General features: G+C 33.4%; 23 protein-coding genes. 6 read left to right on the top strand and 17 right to left on the bottom strand.

Translation table 11 applies throughout. The annotated features are described in order from the left end of the window. Positions 1-75: 75 nt before the first annotated feature. Together ACX9TM_RS11255 and ACX9TM_RS11250 are read right to left on the bottom strand one after the other, a co-directional pair. Positions 76-1,971 carry an ABC-F family ATP-binding cassette domain-containing protein gene (locus ACX9TM_RS11255; RefSeq protein WP_000783160.1) on the bottom strand — a complete coding sequence of 632 codons (1,896 nt, stop codon included), beginning with the start codon at positions 1,969-1,971 and terminating at the stop codon, positions 76-78. Then, the gene (locus ACX9TM_RS11250; protein ID WP_065382442.1) at positions 1,968-2,615 is read right to left on the bottom strand and encodes an HD domain-containing protein; all 648 of its coding nucleotides are present in this window, start codon (positions 2,613-2,615) and stop codon (positions 1,968-1,970) included. Before ACX9TM_RS11250 ends, ACX9TM_RS11255 begins: the two co-directional genes overlap by 4 nt. A 109-nt stretch (positions 2,616-2,724) precedes the next feature. Here ACX9TM_RS11250 and ACX9TM_RS11245 point away from each other — a divergent pair, with 109 nt between their 5' ends. Beyond that, a complete protein-coding gene (locus tag ACX9TM_RS11245; RefSeq protein WP_065382441.1) occupies positions 2,725-3,507 on the top strand; it encodes a hypothetical protein in 783 nt (260 codons plus the stop codon). A 295-nt stretch (positions 3,508-3,802) separates the two neighbouring features. Here ACX9TM_RS11245 and ACX9TM_RS11240 read toward each other — a convergent pair whose 3' ends face one another. From ACX9TM_RS11240 to ACX9TM_RS11205, 8 genes are all read right to left on the bottom strand, one after another. Beyond that, positions 3,803-3,928, bottom strand: coding sequence for an aspartate phosphatase (locus tag ACX9TM_RS11240; protein WP_000709201.1), 126 nt, complete (start codon positions 3,926-3,928; stop codon positions 3,803-3,805). Continuing rightward, positions 3,925-4,998, bottom strand: a complete 1,074-nt coding sequence (locus ACX9TM_RS11235; protein ID WP_000109855.1) for a response regulator aspartate phosphatase — start codon at positions 4,996-4,998, stop codon at positions 3,925-3,927. The genes ACX9TM_RS11240 and ACX9TM_RS11235 overlap by 4 nt, the downstream gene beginning before the upstream one ends. A gap of 342 nt (positions 4,999-5,340) precedes the next feature. Beyond that, positions 5,341-5,685: a DUF3992 domain-containing protein gene (locus ACX9TM_RS11230; protein ID WP_017562367.1), complete on the bottom strand. Its 345-nt coding sequence runs from the start codon at positions 5,683-5,685 to the stop codon at positions 5,341-5,343. 112 nt (positions 5,686-5,797) lie between these two features. After that, complete coding sequence (locus ACX9TM_RS11225; protein ID WP_011040467.1) at positions 5,798-6,841, bottom strand: BclA C-terminal domain-containing protein; 1,044 nt, start codon at positions 6,839-6,841, stop codon at positions 5,798-5,800. 126 nt (positions 6,842-6,967) lie between these two features. Further along, entirely contained in the window at positions 6,968-7,675 is a 708-nt protein-coding gene (locus ACX9TM_RS11220; protein WP_001082941.1) for a CotZ-related putative spore coat protein, read from the bottom strand. Between the two features lie 328 nt (positions 7,676-8,003). Continuing rightward, the gene (locus tag ACX9TM_RS11215) at positions 8,004-8,384 is read right to left on the bottom strand and encodes a DUF6262 family protein (RefSeq protein WP_000205101.1); all 381 of its coding nucleotides are present in this window, start codon (positions 8,382-8,384) and stop codon (positions 8,004-8,006) included. Further along, complete coding sequence (locus ACX9TM_RS11210) at positions 8,377-10,482, bottom strand: tyrosine-type recombinase/integrase (RefSeq protein WP_000824133.1); 2,106 nt, start codon at positions 10,480-10,482, stop codon at positions 8,377-8,379. The genes ACX9TM_RS11215 and ACX9TM_RS11210 overlap by 8 nt, the downstream gene beginning before the upstream one ends. 11 nt (positions 10,483-10,493) lie before the next feature. Continuing rightward, entirely contained in the window at positions 10,494-11,612 is a 1,119-nt protein-coding gene (locus tag ACX9TM_RS11205) for a tyrosine-type recombinase/integrase (RefSeq protein WP_001265870.1), read from the bottom strand. Positions 11,613-11,835: 223 nt separating this feature from the next. Between ACX9TM_RS11205 and ACX9TM_RS11200 the strand changes: the two genes are divergently transcribed. Continuing rightward, a complete protein-coding gene (locus ACX9TM_RS11200; RefSeq protein WP_042866846.1) occupies positions 11,836-12,117 on the top strand; it encodes a YolD-like family protein in 282 nt (93 codons plus the stop codon). Positions 12,118-12,455: 338 nt separating this feature from the next. Here ACX9TM_RS11200 and ACX9TM_RS11195 read toward each other — a convergent pair whose 3' ends face one another. The 4 genes from ACX9TM_RS11195 to ACX9TM_RS11180 form a co-directional block, all read right to left on the bottom strand. Then, entirely contained in the window at positions 12,456-12,749 is a 294-nt protein-coding gene (locus ACX9TM_RS11195; protein ID WP_065382617.1) for an HNH endonuclease, read from the bottom strand. 203 nt (positions 12,750-12,952) lie between these two features. Continuing rightward, entirely contained in the window at positions 12,953-13,258 is a 306-nt protein-coding gene (locus ACX9TM_RS11190) for a hypothetical protein (protein WP_000966109.1), read from the bottom strand. Positions 13,259-13,316: 58 nt separating this feature from the next. Further along, a complete protein-coding gene (locus tag ACX9TM_RS11185; RefSeq protein ID WP_002025705.1) occupies positions 13,317-13,604 on the bottom strand; it encodes a nucleoside triphosphate pyrophosphohydrolase family protein in 288 nt (95 codons plus the stop codon). Between the two features lie 315 nt (positions 13,605-13,919). Beyond that, positions 13,920-14,195, bottom strand: coding sequence for a stage V sporulation protein S (locus ACX9TM_RS11180; protein WP_000427801.1), 276 nt, complete (start codon positions 14,193-14,195; stop codon positions 13,920-13,922). A gap of 609 nt (positions 14,196-14,804) precedes the next feature. Between ACX9TM_RS11180 and ACX9TM_RS11175 the strand changes: the two genes are divergently transcribed. After that, positions 14,805-15,317: a hypothetical protein gene (locus tag ACX9TM_RS11175; protein WP_000536148.1), complete on the top strand. Its 513-nt coding sequence runs from the start codon at positions 14,805-14,807 to the stop codon at positions 15,315-15,317. Positions 15,318-15,472: 155 nt separating this feature from the next. On the opposite strand, the gene ACX9TM_RS11170 is transcribed toward ACX9TM_RS11175, so the two are convergent. Further along, positions 15,473-17,074, bottom strand: coding sequence for an esterase/lipase family protein (locus ACX9TM_RS11170; RefSeq protein ID WP_001238704.1), 1,602 nt, complete (start codon positions 17,072-17,074; stop codon positions 15,473-15,475). Positions 17,075-17,627: 553 nt separating this feature from the next. On the opposite strand from ACX9TM_RS11170, the gene ACX9TM_RS11165 reads away from it, so the two are divergent. Then, positions 17,628-18,467 carry an arylamine N-acetyltransferase family protein gene (locus tag ACX9TM_RS11165; RefSeq protein ID WP_000988900.1) on the top strand — a complete coding sequence of 280 codons (840 nt, stop codon included), beginning with the start codon at positions 17,628-17,630 and terminating at the stop codon, positions 18,465-18,467. 96 nt (positions 18,468-18,563) lie between these two features. Here ACX9TM_RS11165 and ACX9TM_RS11160 read toward each other — a convergent pair whose 3' ends face one another. Next, on the bottom strand, positions 18,564-18,773 hold the full coding sequence (locus tag ACX9TM_RS11160; RefSeq protein WP_000824196.1) for a hypothetical protein: 210 nt from the start codon (positions 18,771-18,773) through the stop codon (positions 18,564-18,566). A gap of 218 nt (positions 18,774-18,991) precedes the next feature. Continuing rightward, the gene (gene exsG, locus ACX9TM_RS11155; RefSeq protein ID WP_000395679.1) at positions 18,992-19,144 is read right to left on the bottom strand and encodes an exosporium protein ExsG; all 153 of its coding nucleotides are present in this window, start codon (positions 19,142-19,144) and stop codon (positions 18,992-18,994) included. A 208-nt stretch (positions 19,145-19,352) separates the two neighbouring features. Between exsG and ACX9TM_RS11150 the strand changes: the two genes are divergently transcribed. After that, entirely contained in the window at positions 19,353-20,246 is an 894-nt protein-coding gene (locus ACX9TM_RS11150) for an excalibur calcium-binding domain-containing protein (protein WP_000154137.1), read from the top strand. Between the two features lie 203 nt (positions 20,247-20,449). Next, positions 20,450-21,157, top strand: coding sequence for an iron-sulfur cluster repair di-iron protein (ric, locus tag ACX9TM_RS11145; RefSeq protein ID WP_000401371.1), 708 nt, complete (start codon positions 20,450-20,452; stop codon positions 21,155-21,157). The last annotated feature ends 70 nt before the right edge of the window (positions 21,158-21,227 follow it).

The raw sequence follows: 21,227 nt of genomic DNA, 5'->3' as shown, positions 1-21,227 counted from the left end.
TTTTTCCCTCCTAAAATAGGTTCTACCAATAGTGTAAAGTTTTTCTCTTTACTTTTCAATATATGCAGCTTGTTTTTATTTTAATCCTTCAACGATGTCTGATAGTTCACTCCATCTTTCCATCTTTTTTTCTAGCTCTTCTTCTGTTTTCTGCTGTGCTTCAGATAATTCTTGTGCCTTTGTGAAGTCAGATCCAACTTTCGCAAGTTCTTCTCCAATTGACTCAATTTTCTCTTCAAGTTCGGCAATTGTATCTTCAATCGTTTCCCATTCACGCTGTTCATTGTATGAAAGTTTACGTTTACGTTGTTGTTTTGGAGCTTCTTCTACAACTTTTTTCTCTTTTTGAACTTCCGCTTTCTCCATAAGTTCTCTCGTTTTTTCCATTTCTAAATAATCTGTATAACTACCTAGAAACTCACGCACTTCGCCTCCGCCAGTAAAGATGAACAGTTCATCTACTACTTTATCTAAGAAGTAACGGTCATGCGATACAGTTAAAACGACACCTGGGAAATCTTCTAAATAATCTTCTAGTACTGTTAATGTTTGTGTATCTAGATCGTTCGTAGGTTCATCAAGTAAAAGTACGTTTGGTTCTCCCATTAAAATACGTAATAAATATAAACGTCTTCTTTCACCACCAGATAGTTTACCAAGTGGTGTACCATGTGAATGTGTCGGGAATAAGAAACGTTCTAACATTTGAGATGCACCAATTACTTTTCCATCTGTCGTATGAATAACTTCTGCAATCTCTTTAATGTATTCAATCATACGCTGATTTAAATTCATCTCTTCATTTTCTTGCGTATAATAAGCAACTTTTACAGTTTGTCCTACTTCCACTTCACCACTATCAGGAGATAACTTACCTGCAAGCATATTTAATAGGGAAGATTTCCCACTTCCATTCGCCCCAATAATTCCGATACGATCACCCGGTTTCACAATATGATTAAAATTATGTAATACCGTCTTATCGCCAAATTTTTTCGTTACATCTTTTAACTCAAGTACTTTCTTTCCTAGACGACTTCCGCTTAGTGCAATATCAACTGACTGTTTTGCAGCTGGTCCTTCTTGTGCCTTTAGCTCATCAAAACGCTGAATACGCGCCTTTTGTTTCGTAGAACGGGCTTTTGCACCACGACGAATCCAAGCAAGTTCACGACGATATAAATTTTGGCGTTTCGATTCTTGTGCCAATTCTTGCTCTTCACGAAGTGCTTTCGCTTCTAAAAATGTACTATAGTTTCCTTCGTAGCTATATAGTTTACCATTATCTAATTCAAAAATACGATTCGTCACACGATCTAAGAAATAACGATCATGGGTTACAAGTAATACCGAACCTGTATATCTCGCTAAATATTCTTCTAACCATTCAACTGTCTCATGGTCAAGATGGTTCGTAGGCTCGTCTAAAATTAATAAATCCGGTGTTTCAATAAAACATTGTGCCATTGCAATACGTTTTTTCTGTCCACCAGATAAATTCCCAACAATTGCAGTGAAGTCCGTAATTCCTAATTTCGTTAAAAGAGACTTCGCATTTGCATTTGCTTCCCATGCACTCATTGCGTCCATACGTTGCTGCACTGCAAATAATTGTTCCTGTACTTTTTCATTACTTGGATCTTTTTCAATATTTAATAGTGCTTTTTCATAATCACGAAGAAGACGAATTAAAGGTGTATCACCATGGAACACTTGCTCTAATACTGTCAGTTTTTCATCAAACTCTGGTTGCTGTGATAAATAACTAATTGTATACCCACGTGAATGCGTCATATCACCTGTATCAGGAGCTTCTAATCCTGCAATAATTTTTAATAATGTCGATTTACCAGTTCCGTTTACACCAATAATTCCGACACGTTGTCCTTCTGTAATACTACATGATAATCCATCAAATAACGGCTTTTCTCCATATGATTTTGATAAGTTCTCCACAGTTAACATTTTCATATTTGTGCATTCCACTCTTTCATAAATTGTTCAATAAACTGTTCCATATAACGATGACGAATTTCAGCCTCTTGTTTTGCTGCATTCGTATTCATTAAATCTTTTAATTTCAAAAGTTTTTCATAAAAATGATTTAAAGATGGATCATTATTTTTTCTATACTCTTCTTTCGTCATTTCTTCACGCGGCGGAATAGTTGGGTCATACATTAATCTCCCTTTCGCCCCACCATATGCAAATGTACGAGCAATTCCTATTGCACCAAGAGCATCTAAACGATCCGCATCTTGAACAATTTTCCCTTCAAGTGACTCTACTGTGCCGCCATGGCCACCTTTATAAGACATATTGGCGATGATATGAAGAATATGTTTACTTTCCTCTTCTTCAACACGTAGCCCTTCTAACCAATCAGAAACTTTTTTCATTCCTGCTTCTTCACTTTCATTTAGCTTTTCATCTGCCACATCGTGAAGTAATGCTGCCATTTCAATTATAAAACGATTTCCACCTTCTTGCTCAGATAAAGAAATCGCCATTTTATGTACACGTTCAATATGATACCAATCATGCCCACTCGCATCTTTTTCTAAAATATGTTTTACAAAAGTAATTGTTTTTTGAATTTTTTCTTGTTTTGTCATTTTATCTTCACCCAGTTACTTATTGTAACACGCCCGCATTTTTTCATCACATATTTTCTTGTCCGCCCATACACTAGGTGGTAGGCATCATCATGAAGGAGGAATAAACATGTTCTATAATAATCAACCGCCTTATCCAAGGCAACCATTGTATCCTCAACAACAAGAACAGAGATACACAGAACAATACGAAGAACAAGAGTTACAACAGCAAGAGCAACAATATGACGAAAACCCATATGCAACAACGCAAAACCAAGAAACTGAATTTCAACAAAATCCATATGACACACGTCCAAATTATGAATATCCTCAAAATCCATATGCAGCACCACAAAATCAAGAACAGCGATATCCTCAAAATCCATATGTAATACCACAAAACCAAGAACAACAATATCAACAAAATCCATATGCAACACCACAAAACCAAGAACAACAATATCAACAAAATCCATATGCAGCACCACAAAACCCATACACAACTCAACCACAACAACCGCAATATCAACAACAAATGTATCAACCAAACTACGACGCACGTGTCTCACCACCTAAACCACCAACAATAGATCCAACTCAGCCACAAATTTTACCGCCCGGACCAACACTAGACATTACACAACCACAAATCTTACCACCTGGACCAATTACTGAACCAACACAACAACAAATTCAACAAGTTGTCGGTACACAATTTTTACCTTTCAAGAAACCTGTACTAGATTTCGTAAAACCATGGGTAGATTACGGTTTAAATGAAGCAAAACATACATCACACGAACACGCATTAACAGAAGTTGCTGCGATTATGTTTTTAGTTGGTAAAGGCTTCAATCCGACGATTGCACATTATATCGTTGAATCTTGGGAGAAGAATGAGCAGTTTTAGGGTTGTTTATTTGATAAAATATAAAAAACACAAAAGTGCCAAACCCCTTATACCACAAGGGTTTTGGCACTTTTTAATATCTAAAACAAATTTTATTGAAATAATTATTTTTATAGATTTTCATACTTTTTATATAGTACGTGAACATATACAGTACAAAAATACACCTTTGTATACACATTTTTAGAAACATCTTACGTTTATCAAACAATAACCAAAAGACGTACCTGCAACCTCATCATATAAATAATAGATATTAAAAAGAGGACACTATAAGCGCCCTCTTCCTTAGGTTTTAAATATGTTCTCCATGATCCATAAACACTTCAATTGCTTCGTTTTGTGGTATGTCTTTTGCATTAGTAAGACCAAAAGTAAAAACAGCGGATAACATCATCATTAATAAGATTGCTTTTTTCATTTTAGCGCCCTTCTTTCTATGCTCTTTTTGTCTGCATCTAAAGCGATGTGCAAATACTTGCTTGCTTTTCTATGATTTTCTGAACCATAGAATATTTCACCTAAAAGAGAAGCATATTCTTTTACCCAATCATATAATTCTTCTTTTTCAAAATACGAAATACCTTCTATAACCACATTTTCTAATTCTTCTTGCGGTACATAGTTATGTACTGCTTTTAAAATTCGGAAATGATGACGATAACATAAGTCGCTAATCTTATAGCCATTCTCAATATATTCATTAGCGATATGACTATAACCTAACTTAAAATGTTCTCTTGCTAAAAGAAACATAGTTTTAGCGTTATTTTCTAATGAATCCTCTAAGTGTTTAATTGCTAACTCTGGCATGTTTTGACTTGCGTATAAAAGTCCTAAATTATGCTTAACTCGTTTAATAAGAAGTTCATCATTAGATTTTTGGAAGGTACCTAGTGCTGAAAGTAAATATTCCTCTGCACTTTCGAATTCATTTAGTCGAATGTGTGCCATTCCTAAAGTATTTAAGCATGCTGCAGTTTTTAATTCATACCCTGGACTAATTGAAAATACTTCATTCGCCTTTGTAGCAAATTGAACTGCTAGGATCGGTTTTAATACGTGATAGTAATGGACTGCAAGCCAATAATTAAATTCAGCTTTTTCAATTTCATCATGCATGTACTCTAAAAACGTTTCAGCTTTTTCAAATTGCATTCTTGCTTCACTATGGTTTGCTTTATTAATAGCGTAAATTGCTTTAAATAAATGATGATAGTACTCTAAAAATGTCTCTGTAGACTCTGGTAAAGGCTCGATTTTGTCCAGAATATCTTTTGTACTATCCATATCCCGAATTAGCAGTTTATACCGTGCATTCAATAAAGCGTAGTAGACTAATATTGTTTGGTCTTCCTTAATATTATTGATTTTATTTGCAATATCTTCTTTTATTTTCTGAGACTGTAATACACGTTGTGAAATCATAGCTTGATACCAGTCGTTTAATAATTTTGTGATTTCTTCTTTAGAAATAATGTCAACACTCATCTACTTCTACCCCCTTTTGTTAAATGTTATCATGACATGCTTGTTTGCATAAATAAGTTTTTGAATATTCTAACTTGAAAAAATTATTTTTGAATATTCATGTTAACAAAATGGTCCCATTTCAAACCAAAAAAGAACACACGTTTGTTTGTAGTGGAGTTAAAAAAACAAACGTGAGGTATTACATCATGGAATATAACGGCTTTCCTGTAGTACGTGGAAGAGGTATGGTGAAATGGAATCCATTCGTTATCAAGACCTAATTTGTTAAAAGTCACGAAAATTAAAAGATGATACATGTTAGTCATGACTAACATGTATCATCTTTTATCTCTCATTATATTAGAATTTATAATTTATCGAGAAAGAAATTTTAACACTAGATGTACCTGTTCCGGCTCCCACAATTGCAATGGAATTTATATCATTCATCGTAATGGATCTACATTCACCTGGTGCAACTACAAATCCTCCAACAGCTGTTCCGTTTACAGTGAGAGCAGCTGTTGGTCCAACTCCAACTGTTCCGTTATTTTCCACCATAATTGTCCCATTTATTACAAAAGTAGTAGCATCATCCCAAATAGGTAAAGCGGTACCACCGGTATCATCTAAAATAATAGTGCAACATACAGCATCATTTACACAGCATAATTGTTCAGTGCAGCAATTTCCTATTTGCGCCAACATGAACCCCTCCTAAATTTATGAACAAGATACACTATTATATGTTTGATTTTTCTATTTTGTTTGGACAATTAAATTTACGGTTTAAAAGAAGTTTTGTTAGAGATACATATTACGAAACCCTAATGATTGTTAAGGCAGCTCCAACCGATCCTCCAATCGACAGAAGTGTAGCAACTAAAAGAATACTACTAAATAATTGTAATTGGATTGTATCTCCAGCATTTAAATTAACTATAACATCATTGTTAAAAGCGGATACACTTAGAGCTGGTCTTAATATAGAAGCAGGAATAGGAGTAGTATTGTTTAATAAAATTCTTGAACCAGCACCAATACCTACTGCAGCTGTAGTATTAATTTGATAAGTAATATAATATCTCCCTGATTGAGGCACTGTAAAAGTGGTATTTGTACCATTGACTGTAAAACCATCTAAGTTTTGATTATTAGGAAGAGGAATACTCGTAGCGCTACCTAAAGCGACATTAATAACGCTACCAATTGTATTAGAGGCAAACATGGAGTTAGTGGTTACTGTTGGTCCAGTGGAACCTGTTGCTCCGGTAGGACCTGTTGCTCCAGTAGGGCCTGTTGCTCCGGTAGGACCTGTTGCTCCAGTAGGACCTGTTGCTCCGGTAGGACCTGTTGCTCCAGTAGGACCTGTTGGTCCAGTGAAACCTGTTGCTCCGGTAGGACCTGTCGCTCCGGTAGGACCTGTTGCTCCGGTAGGACCTGTTGCTCCGGTAGGACCTGTTGCTCCAGTAGGGCCTGTTGCTCCGGTAGGACCTGTTGCTCCAGTAGGGCCTGTTGCTCCGGTAGGACCTGTTGCTCCAGTAGGACCTGTTGCTCCAGTAGGACCTGTTGGTCCAGTGAAACCTGTTGCTCCAGTAGGACCTGTTGGTCCAGTAGGGCCTGTTGCTCCAGTAGGGCCTGTTGCTCCGGTAGGACCTGTTGCTCCAGTAGGGCCTGTTGCTCCGGTAGGACCTGTTGCTCCAGTAGGACCTGTTGGTCCAGTGAAACCTGTTGCTCCAGTAGGACCTGTTGGTCCAGTGGAACCCGTTACTCCAGTAGGACCTGTTGGTCCAGTGGGGCCTGTTTTCCCACTAATACCACAACATCCAAGTGGTCCAGTGAAATTTAGTCTATTTGCCAATTTATAAACGCTCCTTTTTAATGAATAGTCCAATTAATTTATTAATAGTGTATGTCCTTTTTTAGATTGTGGACATGGATAAAATAAAAAACATAACAATTACAATAATTTGTAATTGTTATGTTTTTAGAAATAGTATTTTTCCTTATAACAATAATTAAGTTGTATTTGTATAGTACCCGCGACAAATTTTTGTGGAGTGAGAATTTCAATATATTTCAAATCTGATATAGTAAGAGATTGACAATGTCCTTTCGGGATAAACATTTTATAAGTTTTGGTTTTAGTATATAAAAACATTTGTAATTCTGAATCTGTTCCATAGTTATAAGAACTTGTTATAGTGGTAATATTATTTAGATGTTTTTTGCTTGTTTCCCATATGTTTTGAGGTGGACAATTTTGTAATAAACAAAAAGCTAAACAAAAGCTATCTTTTATCATTCTTGATTTTGTCAAATAATCGAAAACTGGAATTTCTACAAAAGTCAAACCACAAAAGTCAGCAAGATTTACAAATAATTTACTTTTTGTATGGAATAATTTTTTCACACAGCAAAATTTATTTAGCGGAAATTTTTGGTTGTGTTTATTTTCTATAATCGGAAATGGAAATAATAATTCCAGCAAGGCACAATTTTTTTTAGTATCTACTGCTTTGACTATAAAAAAAGGAGTAGTAAATTGGCCTTTCTTAGTGTTACCTGCTAAGGTTAATAATTTTCCATCATAATTAAATAAACAAAAAGGTGGCGTAGTTTGCCATTTTGCAGAATGAGGAGTTTTGTTAATTTCTACAAGTTTTTCTAATTCTAAAGCAAGCCATCTATTCATTTTTAAATCATCCCTTAAAATTTCAACTGTCTTTTGACGAAAACTAAATTTCAACTGTCTTTTGACGAAAACTAAATTTCATCAAAAGACAATGATAGGTACAAAACATTGTAAAAAATATAATATTTTCGTTACAGTATATGTTATTCAAGAAATTTAAACACAAATAAAATTAGGGCTAATATTAATAAAGGTATTCGAATTATGAAATAAAATAATATGACCCTATAAAGATTTAACTAATAGTAGAATTTCTAGTATGAAATAAGTATTATAATTAAATCTGAGTTTCGTAAATGTGCTTTAAAAATAAAATCTCTTTATCTTTTTATATCTGTTTATATATATCTCCGTATGCCACCTTTAGTTGATTTCTCAGTTGTTTATTTTCTTCTTCCATTTTTTTCAGTCTTCGCTTCAACGATTCAATAATTACATCTCTATTGCTATCACTTATCTCACGTTTTATTTGTTTCGATGTAAGGATTTTCGCTTGTTGTTGGCGTAGGATTTCAATTCGTTTACGAAATTTCTGATTATTATACAGGGTTGCTTTAGCGATACCTGCCTCATTTGCTACGCTATTAAAATTAATATTCTGATTGGCTCGTAAGAGCCTTTGAATCGCTTCATCAACCTTTTGAGAAGTAATTGCCTTTCTGGATGCATGAATTGCTTTTAACTGCTCTGTACGATCATAACTAGTCATGTTTCACACCATACTTTCGTTTTATGCGATTTTGTCGACCAAATATAATATTCCCTTCTCGAATATTGTTTAAAATCCTTTGATATCGGTGTAAATTTCGTTCATGCTTTTCAATCATATCTTCACGATTATGCTGTTTAGCTACTTCTACAGCTCTTGCTGTTGTTTTTATGTGTAACTCATATTTTTCAATATCCAGTTCTGAAAATCCAATAGCCAAGTCTTTGCAAGGGCTACCACTATTGCATGTCAAACAAGGTGGAGCTTCCATATGTGGACAATCTCCTTTTAATCGTGCATGACACGTTCCATAAGGATTATCCATTGCATTTAGTTTATGCTCTTGCCAGAGTGCTTGTAATATATCCTTAGGAATATCTTCACCAGCATTAATTTTTTGTACCTCACCGTTCAAGTCAAAGCTGAAGACTCCTTGATTTATAACAGATTCGAATGCTTTTCGTTTAGTTTCATCTAATAGCTTAGCATATCGTAAAGTCATTTCGGGGGAAGCATGAGCAAGTAATTCCTGTACCGTTAAAATATCTGCACCTCCATTCAATAACTTTACAGCATACGTATGACGAAATTGGTGGGTCTTAAAACGAAAGATATCACCATTTTCATCTACAATATTTTTCTTTTTTGCTAATTCATTCAAATGTTTTCGAATCCATGCTTGTGTATAAGGCTTACCTTTTCGTATCCCTTGATATCGTACAAAAATGTATTTTTCTGGATTATTATCTTGTGTGCTATTTTCTTTGGAATTTGAAATTAAAACCGAAAGAATTTTTGCGAGCTCCTCATCAATTGGGATTCGATGACCTTGTACAAACGTTTTTTCAATATCAGTTACAATAGAATATTTACCATTCAATTGTACAAGGCAATCTGTTGTAAGTTCTAATACATCTGAAATGCGAAGGCCTGTTTTAAACGCTACCCATACCACCGGTATGATGTCTTTATGTAGTTCGTTAAGATGAGCGAATAATTGTTCCAGTACAAAGTCAGGAATATAATCAATTTGCCCATAGGGCTTTTTTTTCACTTTTGGTTTATCTCCTGGGAAAATTAATAATCTTACATTTGTAGTTGGGGCAATGTCGTATTCGTATTTTTGAATATCTCCTAAAAACTTACTGATAATCTTTAAACCTTCTGATATATATCTTTCTGGATTTTCAATTTTTTTATTTTTGGTATCTTCATGAAACCATTGAATATATAGCTCCATGTGAGATCGTTTGAGACCTTTCAAATCATTCCATGTTGGTTCTAATGAAAATATGAAAGAAAAAAATTTAGTTAAAGTTCTTGAATAAACTCTTGCTGTAGCGAATGAAAGATCTTGTCGTCCCATTAAACGTTGCTTAATATACTTTTTGGTACTATGTCTTATTTTCATTGGTTCTATTCCAGTAAAATCAAGAAAATGTGCGGTTAAACTTTTGCTGTAGTATATCCCATATTGGCTATGTAATATCCGTACATCCCAACGATCTTTTTCCCATTCATTACGCGAATCTGCTAACACCAAGAAGTTGGAATGAATGATACGAAAATAGGTTGCTGCGGGGGATTTATGTGTATATTCGTCGAACATTGTGGTCTTTGATGTCTTTGTTGTGGGAATTCCATGTTGTTCTAACCAAAACAACCATTCCCGTTCAGCCCTCTCCATATCCAAATCAAATAAAGAGGGAAGGTAAGGGTACTTTTCGTTAAGAAAAATGGATAATTTCGTTAAAAGTGCGGCTTTTTGATTAAAACCGCTACTTAGTGCCCACTGTTCTTTGAATAATTTTTGATACCATACATATTTTATTTCAAGATTAACAGTTGGACTATTTATTCGAAAATGTACATTTCGACGTTTCCCCTTGTAATTATCCGCCATTTTCCGAAATTGAGGGATACTTTTTAAAAATTTGATATTCCAATTGTTATTCATTAAAAAATAGGGATTGTCCACACGGTTAGTGGTAACAGATCCATCAGATTGGATTGTTTTTTCTATATAACTAGAAAGCTCATACTTCAATCGTTCATGAAAATTTACTTCTCCTATATTTATTTGTCGTTTTCGCTTCATATTTACCACCTTCAGCTTTTTTCATCGATTTTAAATGCATATTGTGCTTTTTCCCAATCCTTACGGATATCTTCGTCCGAAGGATGGAGATACAAATTCATTGTTGTTTGAATTTGAGCATGTCCTAGTCTCTCTTGTACTTGTTTGATGTCCTTTGTCTCTTGGTAGTATATGGTGGCATGTGTATGTCGTAACAAGTGAGGATGAATATCAATTTTTGTTTTCTTTCGCAATCGTTTAAAGAGGGATTCTACATCGCTATAATTCATAGGTCTACCCATATTTCTTCCACGTAGCTTAATAAAGACAAAGTTTGTTTCAATATCCAGTTCATCAATAATTTCATATAGATAATCATCATACAAATCCATAAGGTGTTGTGATACAAATATCTCTCGTTCTCCTGTTTTGAGCTTTGCACCATTCTCTAATTCTCCTCGATCCCTCAAGCGAATCCGATGTCCTTTTTTGTAGTCAAATATAAAGTCTTCCAAATATAGAGAAAGAGCCTCTCCAATACGTAATCCCGTTTCAAACAAAAGTTGAATAAGAAAAGCATCTCGTATATTTGTAGTAGCTGTGAAAGTTTGTCGCACTTGCTCTTTTGTTAGTATTTGAATTCTTTTACGAGGCTCTTTTACTTTTAATACATTCCGAATAGAGGGCTTATTCTTATTAATATGATGTAGAAAACTCTTATATCGTGTTCTTCCTCCTGCATAAATCTGACGCATTAGTTTTTCATTCATGTCTTTTGATATTTCTTCGTTACGGTATAAATAATCATAGAAATTTGTAACAGCAGTAACGGTTAAGTTTACTGTTTTTTCAGTCTTTTTTGATTTCACAGGAGTAATAGATGCTACATGTAAACTAGTATACGGATGACGTAACCAACCAACAAAATCTGCTAAGTCTTCTAGTTTTATTTCTTTGTAATTTTTCTCGGTTTCTCTTAAATATAAAAAATATTGTTTTAAGGCATAACAGTATGTCTTTTGAGTATTCCTACTTTTACCTGTACTGTCCAAATATTTGAGATACTTTACTACTGGAACAATCGGAATCCCTTTTTCATCAATTAGCATATATTTCTTACTGTTCTCAAGCAAAATCTCTTGTACACGCATAGAATTCCTCCTCTAGATTTCATACTGAATCTTACAATTATTTTTACACCTACCTTATAGAAGTTATCCTCCGGTTACAAAACCCACCTTACATTTTAAACATAACATACTAAATTACTAACATATAGTTAATCATTATATAATGTGATAAAAAAGAATAATAGGCTCGTATATTAAACATACTATTCGCTTTTTATTATAGTAGAGTTAACCGTTTGCTTCAATACCGGAGCAATACGAGGAAATACATAGAATGTTTGAGGAACAATATAAAGTACCTAAACCTTTTTTAACACAAGATACTATGGAACGAATAGAAAGAGCGTTAATGCAATCTTTTCACGAGGAAGAAGAAATACATATCTCATACTATCGTGATGGAATGGTGCAAGACATGTACATAAATGTATTACATATTGAACCGATGACGAAAACTATATATTGTACAGATGCTTTTGGTTTGAATACTAAGTTTAAGTTTGATGAATTGGTGAATATAAATTAAAAGAAGCCGCCCGACAGGACTGAAGTGCACCCCAATTGTTAGACACAGCCTAACAATTGGGGTGCACTTCACATATATAGGTGGCTTTTGTACGACAAAAAAAGAGCTCTGCTATACAGCAGAGCAAAAGAAAAATATATAACCCTATAAAAATAATACAAATTATTGATACTTTCAAATGACGAAATTTAAATTTCCATCACAATAATACCTATGTTTAAGTATGAAACATTCTACCTTCCGTATAGCTATGAATATTCTTATTTTAGAATTCCATAGTATCCAAATAGTTCTTTGAGAAATACCTCAATACCGAACTTCTTCAAAGAATCTTTTCTTTATTCAAAGAGAAGTTCTAAAACTTTTTTCTTATCTTTGTCTCTTCTATAATGAATCAACCTATGACAGTTCGGACATATACTAACTATATTTCCAACAACATCTAAACTATTTTCAAAATCATGTTGCATTCTTAACGGTATTAGATGATGGGCCTCCATATAATTTTTTCGGCTGGCTTCCGATACAAATGTTTCATGTGTGTCATCTATTTCACATTTAAATTCTGCCTGTTTAATAGCTTGTTTAGCTTTTTTCGGATCACGAGGCCATACTTCCCTACCAGATTCCATTTTAGTTTTTTTCGATTTTCCGATTTCTCTTCTTCTGCAATCTTTACTTTACTAAAATCCGAATCAATATTAGTAAATCCTTGTGGTGTATGGTTCAATTTGTAGCCAAAGAAAGCTGCGAATTCGATTGCTTTAATGTTTACAGGTTTTAGGTCCTTAATAAAATAGATGTATTCCCAAGTTTCATCATTATCGTTTGTTTTCTAAATTTTTCTAGCCACATCTGGGTTATGAGTCTTAGCAAAAATTGTCCCGAAAAACTTAAATTCCCCTTTAGAATACGCTAAAATCCCGTCACCCTCTTTTAACTTTTCCCATCTATCAACATTTGAAGAACCAGGAGTTGCTCCCCACATACATACATTCTCATGTAATTCATTATCTTTAAGTTTAGTTACTGTATCGGCATCTAAATCTGCTAAACATGTAGAAATAGGATATGTTTTTTCAATAGTAGCTTCCAAATTTTTTATAGCACTATCTTTACTTGCAGTAAAAAGATATAACATATTTAATTCCACCTTTTTTAAATTTCATTATATTTCTTTTTAGAGTCTCGAGATTTCTCTACTGGATATTTTTTATTATTTTTTCTATTTTGTTTATAATAATCTCTTCTAAGTCAATATCCAATTGATCTGCCAACTCATCTTTCATGTCTTCTTTTTTTGTTTCTACAGCTTCCTCACTGCTTTTCCACTGAAAATTCTCCAACAACTCACTCGCCTCTAAAGAAAGAGAAATAGCTAAATCTTTAGGATTGTGGAACTGCTTCCAGTTCCTATCATCCCGAAATTTTAGGACTTTCTCTAAAATAGTTTGATTCATTTTTTGAATCCCCCAGTTACTTTTCATTGGTAAACTCTTCTATTTATCAGGTAAACTATCATAAAAACGTTCAATGGCCGCTACTAAAACTAAAACTAAAACTTCTAAATGAGCAGTTTTAGGGTTGTTTATTTTTAAAAACATCAAAAATGCCAAATCCCTTATATCATAAAGGATTTGGCATTTTTAAGTATCTAGAACACTCGCTAAGTTTAAGGAGAACTTAACAGACATGTGTCCGGCATAATGTCATGTCCACACCCAAGGATCGGTTACATAAAATAACGTATCTAACATGGGAAGTCTATTGGTCTTTTCCCCTTATAGTAACACTCTCTTCTACTAAGACCTTTTCTTTCTAGGACCTACAATTAATTTAATCGCTGTTCTTTCTTCATTATTGATAGAAATCTCTTGAAATGCTGGTACGAAGGCTAAGTCAATACCACTTGGAGCGACGAACCCTCTTGCAATCGCAATTGCTTTAATCGCTTGATTTATAGCTCCAGCCCCAATCGCTTGAATTTCCACATTACCACTTGTTCTTAGTACACCCGCTATTGCACCCGCGACTGAATTTGGGCTTGATTTTGAAGATACCTTTAATATATTTTCCATGTAAGTTGCTCCCTCTATTATTTAATCTCTCTTTCGTTACAATTTTAAATATTTTAGCGTATCTTTAATTACTATTCACACCAAAAACAAACGATGCTTCATATGTACATTATTCTATATTTTCTGACTTCTTCCTGCTCAGCTACGCAAATAAAAAAATAAACTGAATAACCTAATATACATACAGTTAAATGCCATAACTTCACCAAATGATAACATCCATACAGCGAAAGATAATATTGCTGTTTGTCAGATGAAATTAATATAGTAAAGTGAAACTTTAATGAGTGGGGGTTTTGTTCATCCCCACCTAACTTCTTTGCTTTCGCTGAATTTTGAGATGGGAGTCTTACTGCTCGGAAAATAGCGGGATAAACGTTTCCTCGTTACTTCAATCTATTTAGAAATTCCATTTATTTTTCTATCAAATTATGAACCTTATCATCTTCAAAAGGTGTTACAGGTAATACCCAAATACTACATTTCATCATTTGACCACTTTATATTCCACATCTATCTCCTTTTATAGTACAAGCATACACGCCAATTGTGATTCACCTTCATAAACTACTATGTGGTTTAAATTTATTAAGAATAGGAGGTAATATATTGGGTTCATACTATCATTCTTCAAACTCGTATAAAAAATGTTCATGTGACCATTCACATAAACGCAGCTGTCCTGCATACGGAACTTTTTGGCAAACTGAATTTATAACTGTTCCTTTTGGCGATCCTTTTCCATTTAATCACGTTGGACCTTTAGCAGGAGGCGTTTCCTTACTAAATCCTACTACTATACACTTTAGACAATTTGGTGATTATAGAGTTTCGTTCATTTCCAGTATTAATACTACTTTAAATCCTGTATTTCCACATATCCCAGTCATAACTATATTTTTAAATAACAATCCACTTGCTAATAGTCAAGGTGACTTCGCTATTCAAATGAATACTTCATCAAATAACGAATGTCTTCAACTCGTTGGCGAAACGATTGTTACAGTGCCTGCTAATTCAACTCTTCAACTTAGAAATAATAGTGGTTTTAATCGTCAAAGTATTGTAACTTGTGACAATGGTATAAATTCAGTTGAATTAACAGTTACAAAACTAAGTTAATATTATTTCTTTACATTCAGATGCTATTTCAGCACCTTTTTTTATTGAATAACAGTTTTCTTCGACTTTTATTATCTTTCATCACGCAAAAAAAGTGCAGAATTCTTTCTAACACAAGATTTCTGCACTTTTTTATTATACTTATTTATTCTTCCTTATTTCTCTACATAAACCGACTTAACAATCGTACGATTATATGATTTTCCTTCTTTATTCATCCCTTTTATATCCATCGTAACGTTATATACTCCCGGTTGTTTTATATCTTTCAAAGCACCTGTAAATGTATTCGTATTAACATTTTGTAATTCATTAAATTCAGAGACTAACTTACCTTCTTTATTAACGACTCTTACTGTTATGGAAAGATCCCCTTTCATTTCAGGTGCTACAGGTGATTTTTTCAGTTTATACTCAGGTTTATTTACTTTAACTTTTGTAGGCATTTGAAGAACAAATGGCGCGCCATCCTTGTAATCGCTTACAACTAAATATGCATCTTTCGACTGCTTCGCCATCATTTTGATTTTCCATTCGCCTACTTCCAATTTATCAAACTTAAATGTTCTAATTGTCGCCCCATTAAAGAAAGATTCGCCTTCACTAGTAGTTATAGCGCTATCTTTATTTGCATAGATTTTTCCTTTTGGAGATACCATTTGTACTTCAACATCAGAAGAAGCAGTTAGTACAGAAACTATTCCTTCAGCCTTTTTATCAACAGAAATACTTTGCTCTATCCACTGATTTTGTGGTAATTCGCCTCCTAAAATATTTTGATTTGAAGTTGTATTTAATTGTTCTAGATTTTCATTTGAACTAGTGCTGGATGCTACTAAAGCTGGTAATCCCACATTTGTCGTACGTAAATATGGTTCAATTCGTGCAAAAACAGCTGATCCTTTTCTTATATTGTCATGATCAAATCTGGAATCTGTAAATAAATGTGTACCGTACGATAGCTTGGCACTCCATTCATTTACTAGTCCATCATTTGAACCGTACGATGATAAATATAACCCACCCATAGATAATGCAGAAAATGTTGGCCCCCAGCTAGTTCCAGTAGCCGTATAGTAACGGTTTAATTTAGCTGCTGGGTTGTTATCTATTATTGAACGAAACTTTGCCATTTCACCTATTTGTAACGAGTACGTACCATCATCTTTTTGACCTAATATAGAAGCAAGCCACCCTGCCCACCAACTATATGACAAATCTGCTAAATTTGAGCCGTGATGCGGTGTAGCAAGTGTAATAACATTTCCAACAAATCGATTCGCACCATATTCAACTAATGCAGCTTGTGTATCAATTCCACCTTTACTATGCGCTACAATATTAACTTTCTTACCGAAATGATTATATATTTCTTCAAGTTTTTGTGCCAACAATTTTCCGTTATCCCACTGACTAGCCGAACCTTTCCCCGCTGCATCATACAATTGTATAAACACTGTTTGATAGCCTGCTTTTAAAGCATAATCATACATATCATTTATATCATGATATACTGTCTTTCCATACCAACTATCAGCATTACCATTTCTTCCTTGTACAAAGAGAATTGGCGGTTTATTCTCATCATAATTAGCAGGTTTTTGGCCTAAAAACCATTCTCCAGGTGTGAATACTTCTGTATCAGGAAACCCCTTTCCAAGCTCTTTTACAACTTCTGCCTGTACATTTGTGCTAATCGTTGGAGCCATGATAAAAAATACAATTAGTAAGGCCACGCATCTTCTCATCAGTCGCATATTACTCCCCCTATTTTTTTGAAAGAAGGTTTTCTTTATAATATTTTATATTTTCCCTTCCTTAATAATAGCTAATCTTTTATTTTAAAAAGATGTTAGCCCTATTTTTAGAAGGTTACTAGTTGTATACCCTCTTCCTTAACTCTCGTTATTCTCTTTGTTTCTACCTCTTCCTTTTGATAGAATACGACAAAAAAGTTTCTCAATAATTGTTAACTTAGCTACATCCAGATATTTTTTAAATCAATATTGTTTATATAAAGCATACAAATCTTGAAAAAATTTTAGTGAAAAAACATTTTATTACTAGTTAGTTATTTAAAAATATAATAAAGATATGTACTTTCTTTTCATTAAATACAAACTAATTTTAAAGGAGCTTATATTATAAGACTTTCCTACGATTAAAAATTAAACTGAAATTTCAGAATAGAAAATCACATTTCCAGAAACATATATTATGATAATTTCCGCGCACTTGAATTAACTTTTTAGAAGTACTAACCTATCGGTGAGCAGAAGAAAATTCTGTAAAAAGAAAGGAGAATACTTTATGATGACCAATTTACAAAAGGAGTTTTTTAAACGCTTAAAAATTCCTGCAAAAGAAATAACATTTGATGATTTAGATGAAATTCTCTTAAAAATGGGAATGATTCTCCCCTATGAAAATCTTGATATTATGGCTGGTACTATTAAAAATATCTCAAAAGATAACTTAATAGAAAAGTTACTTATTCAAAAACGAGGTGGACTTTGTTATGAATTAAACTCCTTATTGTATTATTTTTTAATTGATTGTGGGTTTCAAGTATACAAAGTAGCCGGTACTGTTTATGATCTGTACGATAATAAATGGAAACCCGATGATGGTCATGTCATTATCATATTAAGTCATGAGGATAAAGATTATGTTGTGGATGCAGGTTTTGCATCTCATCTCCCTTTACATCCAGTCCCTTTTAACGGAGAAGTCATCTCCTCTCAAACAGGAGAATATCGAATTCGTAAGCGAAATACTCGAAAAGGTACGCATATTTTAGAAATGAGAAAAGGAGCTAACGGGGAATCTACAAGTTTCTTACAATCTGAACCTTCAAACGAATGGAAAATAGGCTATGCTTTCACTATAGATCCAATAGATGAGAAAAAAGTGAATAACATTCAAAAAGTGATTGTAGAGCATAAAGAATCTCCTTTTAATAAAGGGGCTATCACTTGTAAATTAACTACTTATGGTCACATATCATTAACAAATAAAAATTATACAGAAACCTTTAAAGGCACTAAAAATAAACGACCAATAGAATCTAAAGATTATGCTCGCATTCTTCGTGAATCTTTTGGAATAACGCAAGAGAAATATGTAGGAAAAACACTAGAAAGAGGTTAGTTGACTACAAGTACTTCATAATAAAGCAGATTCTATATTTAGAATCTGCTTTATTTTATACTTTGTTATAAATTAATTTAATTTTGTTGTTACCCTTTAATTTTCAATTATATATTCATCATCATATTTATCGTATTGTAACCCTTCCCCTATCTTTGATTCTGTAACTTGATCTCTTAAAAACGGTGCAGCATCCATTTTGCTAGTTGCAATTTCAATTCCATATTTTTTCGTTAAATAAGCTAACTCTAGTAAAAACCACTCTCTTCGCAATGTAACTGGAATATCAAATGTTTTTCTTTTCATATATAATAGCACCTCTTTTATTTTCATAACTTAAAAACATCACTGGATGCACTTATTAAAACTACCTTTCACCGCTAACATCCAATGAAACATTATAGTATATGCATGTCCATTTCAAACGTGCTATCACAAATATGATATTCAAGTTTACATAATTATATTATGTAATAGTAGAAAAGGAAGGCATGTCCCTTCCCCTTCTACTATAGAGATTTAAATTAAGAACATCTTGGTACACCTAAAGCTAAAAATAAACCTGCTACTCCCGCAGTAATCGGTACTTTTAACGTAATAACATCGTCTACCTTCGTTACTAAAAAGTAAGCATTACCTTCTTGTAATATACAAGTTACCAACAATTGAAATTCCATTCAAATCTCCTCCTTTCAATCGATATACTATAATTTATGAAATCTCTTTCAAAACGTAATAGGAAATATATCTATTTTTCCTTATATACAAAATAAATGTTTATAAGTCTAGTAAAAATATTAACTTTCTAAATTTATATAAAACGTGTAATATCCAATAAGTTCCTATATAATCAATAAGAAGAATCTTACAAATGGAGGTATGAAAATGACGATTTTAAGTAATATTGGTGCAGCTTTATTTTTTATTGCTTTTATTCTTTTAATCTTATGTATTATTTCATTCTTTAAGAAAAATGGAAAAGCAAAACAATATGGACGTCCTACCGTTATTCTTTTTATGATTTCTATTATATTAATAACGGCCGGTACAACAAAATCGGAACACCCCGTCGTCGAGTTTTTTTCTACTTTAAGTTTCATTCTATTTATATTCTTCCTTGTTCTAGCAATCTTATCTGTTATTAAGAAAACAGGTGTAGCGAAAAAACAATTTATTATTACAGCCGTATTATTTGTCATTTTTGTTGCGCTATCAGGTATTTCAGATCCTTCTTCTGAAAAAACGACAGCAACTAGTACAAAAGTTGCTTCTAACAATGAAGAACAGAAAGATAGCGAAAAGAAAAAAGAGGCGGACGAAAAAACTCAAAAGCAAGAAGATGAGAAGCGTCTAGCCGATGAACAAGCTCGTAAGCAAGAGGATGAAAAACGTCAGGCTGATGAACAAGCCCGTAAACAACAAGAAGAGCAAAAACGTCTAGCCGATGAACAAGCTCGTAAACAACAAGAAGAGCAAAAACGCCTAGCTGATGAGCAAGCTCGTAAGCAACAAGAAGAGCAAAAACGCCTAGCTGATGAGCAAGCTCGTAAGCAACAAGAAGAGCAAAAACGTCAGGCTGATGAACAAGCTCGTAAGCAACAAGAAGAGCAAAAAGCACAGCAAGCTCAAACACAACCTGCTTCAGGAAATACTAGTAGTGCATATTACAAAAATTGTGCCGCAGTTAGAGCTGCCGGGAAAGCTCCTCTATATAAAGGACAACCAGGTTATGACTCACATCTTGATCGTGATGGCGATGGAGTTGCATGTGAAAAATAGTAGTAAAAAAGAAGCTTCTAGTAAGCTTCTTTTTTATTATCAGAAACTATTATGACGAATTCCCTCTCCCTCTTCCTTTTATAAAACTCATTTGATTATCCTTAAAATTGACACATTATAAGTGATTTCAATCACCACATTGTTTTTCATTTATTGCTATTCTTAATTTAGATATTACATTCAAACTTTATGGAGGCATTCATATGGAACATACATTTACTGAAACTTCTATTGTCGGTGAGATTGTTACACAATTTCCAAAAGCTAGTAATCTTTTTAAATCATATAGAATAGACTTTTGTTGTGGTGGTAATAAACCACTTATTGATGCAATTCATGAAAGAAATTTATCAGCAACAGAAGTACTTACAGAATTAAATACGCTTTATCATAATACGAAACGATTAAATGAATCTGAAATTGATTGGAAAAATGCTTCTTATCGTGAATTGATTGATTATGTTATAAATAAGCATCATCGCTATTTAAATGAAGAATTACCACAGTTAAGTCCGTATGTGACGAAAGTATTACGCGTCCACGGAGCAAGTCAGCCTCACTTAGCTCAAATTCATAAGCTATTTCACGAATTAAAGATGGAATTAGAACAGCATTTAATTAAAGAAGAAACAGAAGATTTCCCATTAATTTTAGAATTTGAACAAAATCCAATTGACGAAAACTATGTGAAATTACGTAAAATAGTAGATGAGTTGGAAAATGAACATAACCACGCAGGCAACATTATTAAAGAACTTCGTAAAGTTACAAATGACTTTACTCCTCCAGAAGGAGCTTGCGGTACTTATCGACTTGTTTACCAACGTCTTGAAGCGCTAGAGTCTGATTTATTTGAGCACATTCATTTAGAAAATAATATTTTATTTCCACGTGCCATTACGAGAGCATAAATAAAGAGCAGGACATGAGTATACATACTTATGTCCTGCTCTTTCATTTGGTAAAGACTATACACATCCC

The organism is Bacillus sp. LH1, from assembly GCF_057924895.1.
Note: the sequence above shows the minus strand (reverse complement) of the source record. Positions and strands in the feature narration are given on the sequence as shown.

What these genes read in the sequence shown, in the direction of transcription:
- ACX9TM_RS11180 (WP_000427801.1), bottom strand. Translation starts at nt 14,195, where the DNA reads ATGGAAAATATATTAAAGGTATCTTCAAAATCAAGCCCAAATTCAGTC.
- ACX9TM_RS11205 (WP_001265870.1), bottom strand. Translation starts at nt 11,612, where the DNA reads ATGCGTGTACAAGAGATTTTGCTTGAGAACAGTAAGAAATATATGCTA.
- ric (WP_000401371.1), top strand. Translation starts at nt 20,450, where the DNA reads ATGGAACATACATTTACTGAAACTTCTATTGTCGGTGAGATTGTTACA.
- ACX9TM_RS11195 (WP_065382617.1), bottom strand. Translation starts at nt 12,749, where the DNA reads ATGGAATCTGGTAGGGAAGTATGGCCTCGTGATCCGAAAAAAGCTAAA.
- ACX9TM_RS11165 (WP_000988900.1), top strand. Translation starts at nt 17,628, where the DNA reads ATGATGACCAATTTACAAAAGGAGTTTTTTAAACGCTTAAAAATTCCT.
- ACX9TM_RS11160 (WP_000824196.1), bottom strand. Translation starts at nt 18,773, where the DNA reads ATGAAAAGAAAAACATTTGATATTCCAGTTACATTGCGAAGAGAGTGG.
- exsG (WP_000395679.1), bottom strand. Translation starts at nt 19,144, where the DNA reads ATGGAATTTCAATTGTTGGTAACTTGTATATTACAAGAAGGTAATGCT.
- ACX9TM_RS11170 (WP_001238704.1), bottom strand. Translation starts at nt 17,074, where the DNA reads ATGCGACTGATGAGAAGATGCGTGGCCTTACTAATTGTATTTTTTATC.
- ACX9TM_RS11235 (WP_000109855.1), bottom strand. Translation starts at nt 4,998, where the DNA reads ATGAGTGTTGACATTATTTCTAAAGAAGAAATCACAAAATTATTAAAC.
- ACX9TM_RS11240 (WP_000709201.1), bottom strand. Translation starts at nt 3,928, where the DNA reads ATGAAAAAAGCAATCTTATTAATGATGATGTTATCCGCTGTTTTTACT.
- ACX9TM_RS11185 (WP_002025705.1), bottom strand. Translation starts at nt 13,604, where the DNA reads ATGAAAAGTAACTGGGGGATTCAAAAAATGAATCAAACTATTTTAGAG.
- ACX9TM_RS11255 (WP_000783160.1), bottom strand. Translation starts at nt 1,971, where the DNA reads ATGAAAATGTTAACTGTGGAGAACTTATCAAAATCATATGGAGAAAAG.
- ACX9TM_RS11245 (WP_065382441.1), top strand. Translation starts at nt 2,725, where the DNA reads ATGTTCTATAATAATCAACCGCCTTATCCAAGGCAACCATTGTATCCT.
- ACX9TM_RS11215 (WP_000205101.1), bottom strand. Translation starts at nt 8,384, where the DNA reads ATGACTAGTTATGATCGTACAGAGCAGTTAAAAGCAATTCATGCATCC.
- ACX9TM_RS11220 (WP_001082941.1), bottom strand. Translation starts at nt 7,675, where the DNA reads ATGAATAGATGGCTTGCTTTAGAATTAGAAAAACTTGTAGAAATTAAC.
- ACX9TM_RS11190 (WP_000966109.1), bottom strand. Translation starts at nt 13,258, where the DNA reads ATGTTATATCTTTTTACTGCAAGTAAAGATAGTGCTATAAAAAATTTG.
- ACX9TM_RS11210 (WP_000824133.1), bottom strand. Translation starts at nt 10,482, where the DNA reads ATGAAGCGAAAACGACAAATAAATATAGGAGAAGTAAATTTTCATGAA.
- ACX9TM_RS11150 (WP_000154137.1), top strand. Translation starts at nt 19,353, where the DNA reads ATGACGATTTTAAGTAATATTGGTGCAGCTTTATTTTTTATTGCTTTT.
- ACX9TM_RS11250 (WP_065382442.1), bottom strand. Translation starts at nt 2,615, where the DNA reads ATGACAAAACAAGAAAAAATTCAAAAAACAATTACTTTTGTAAAACAT.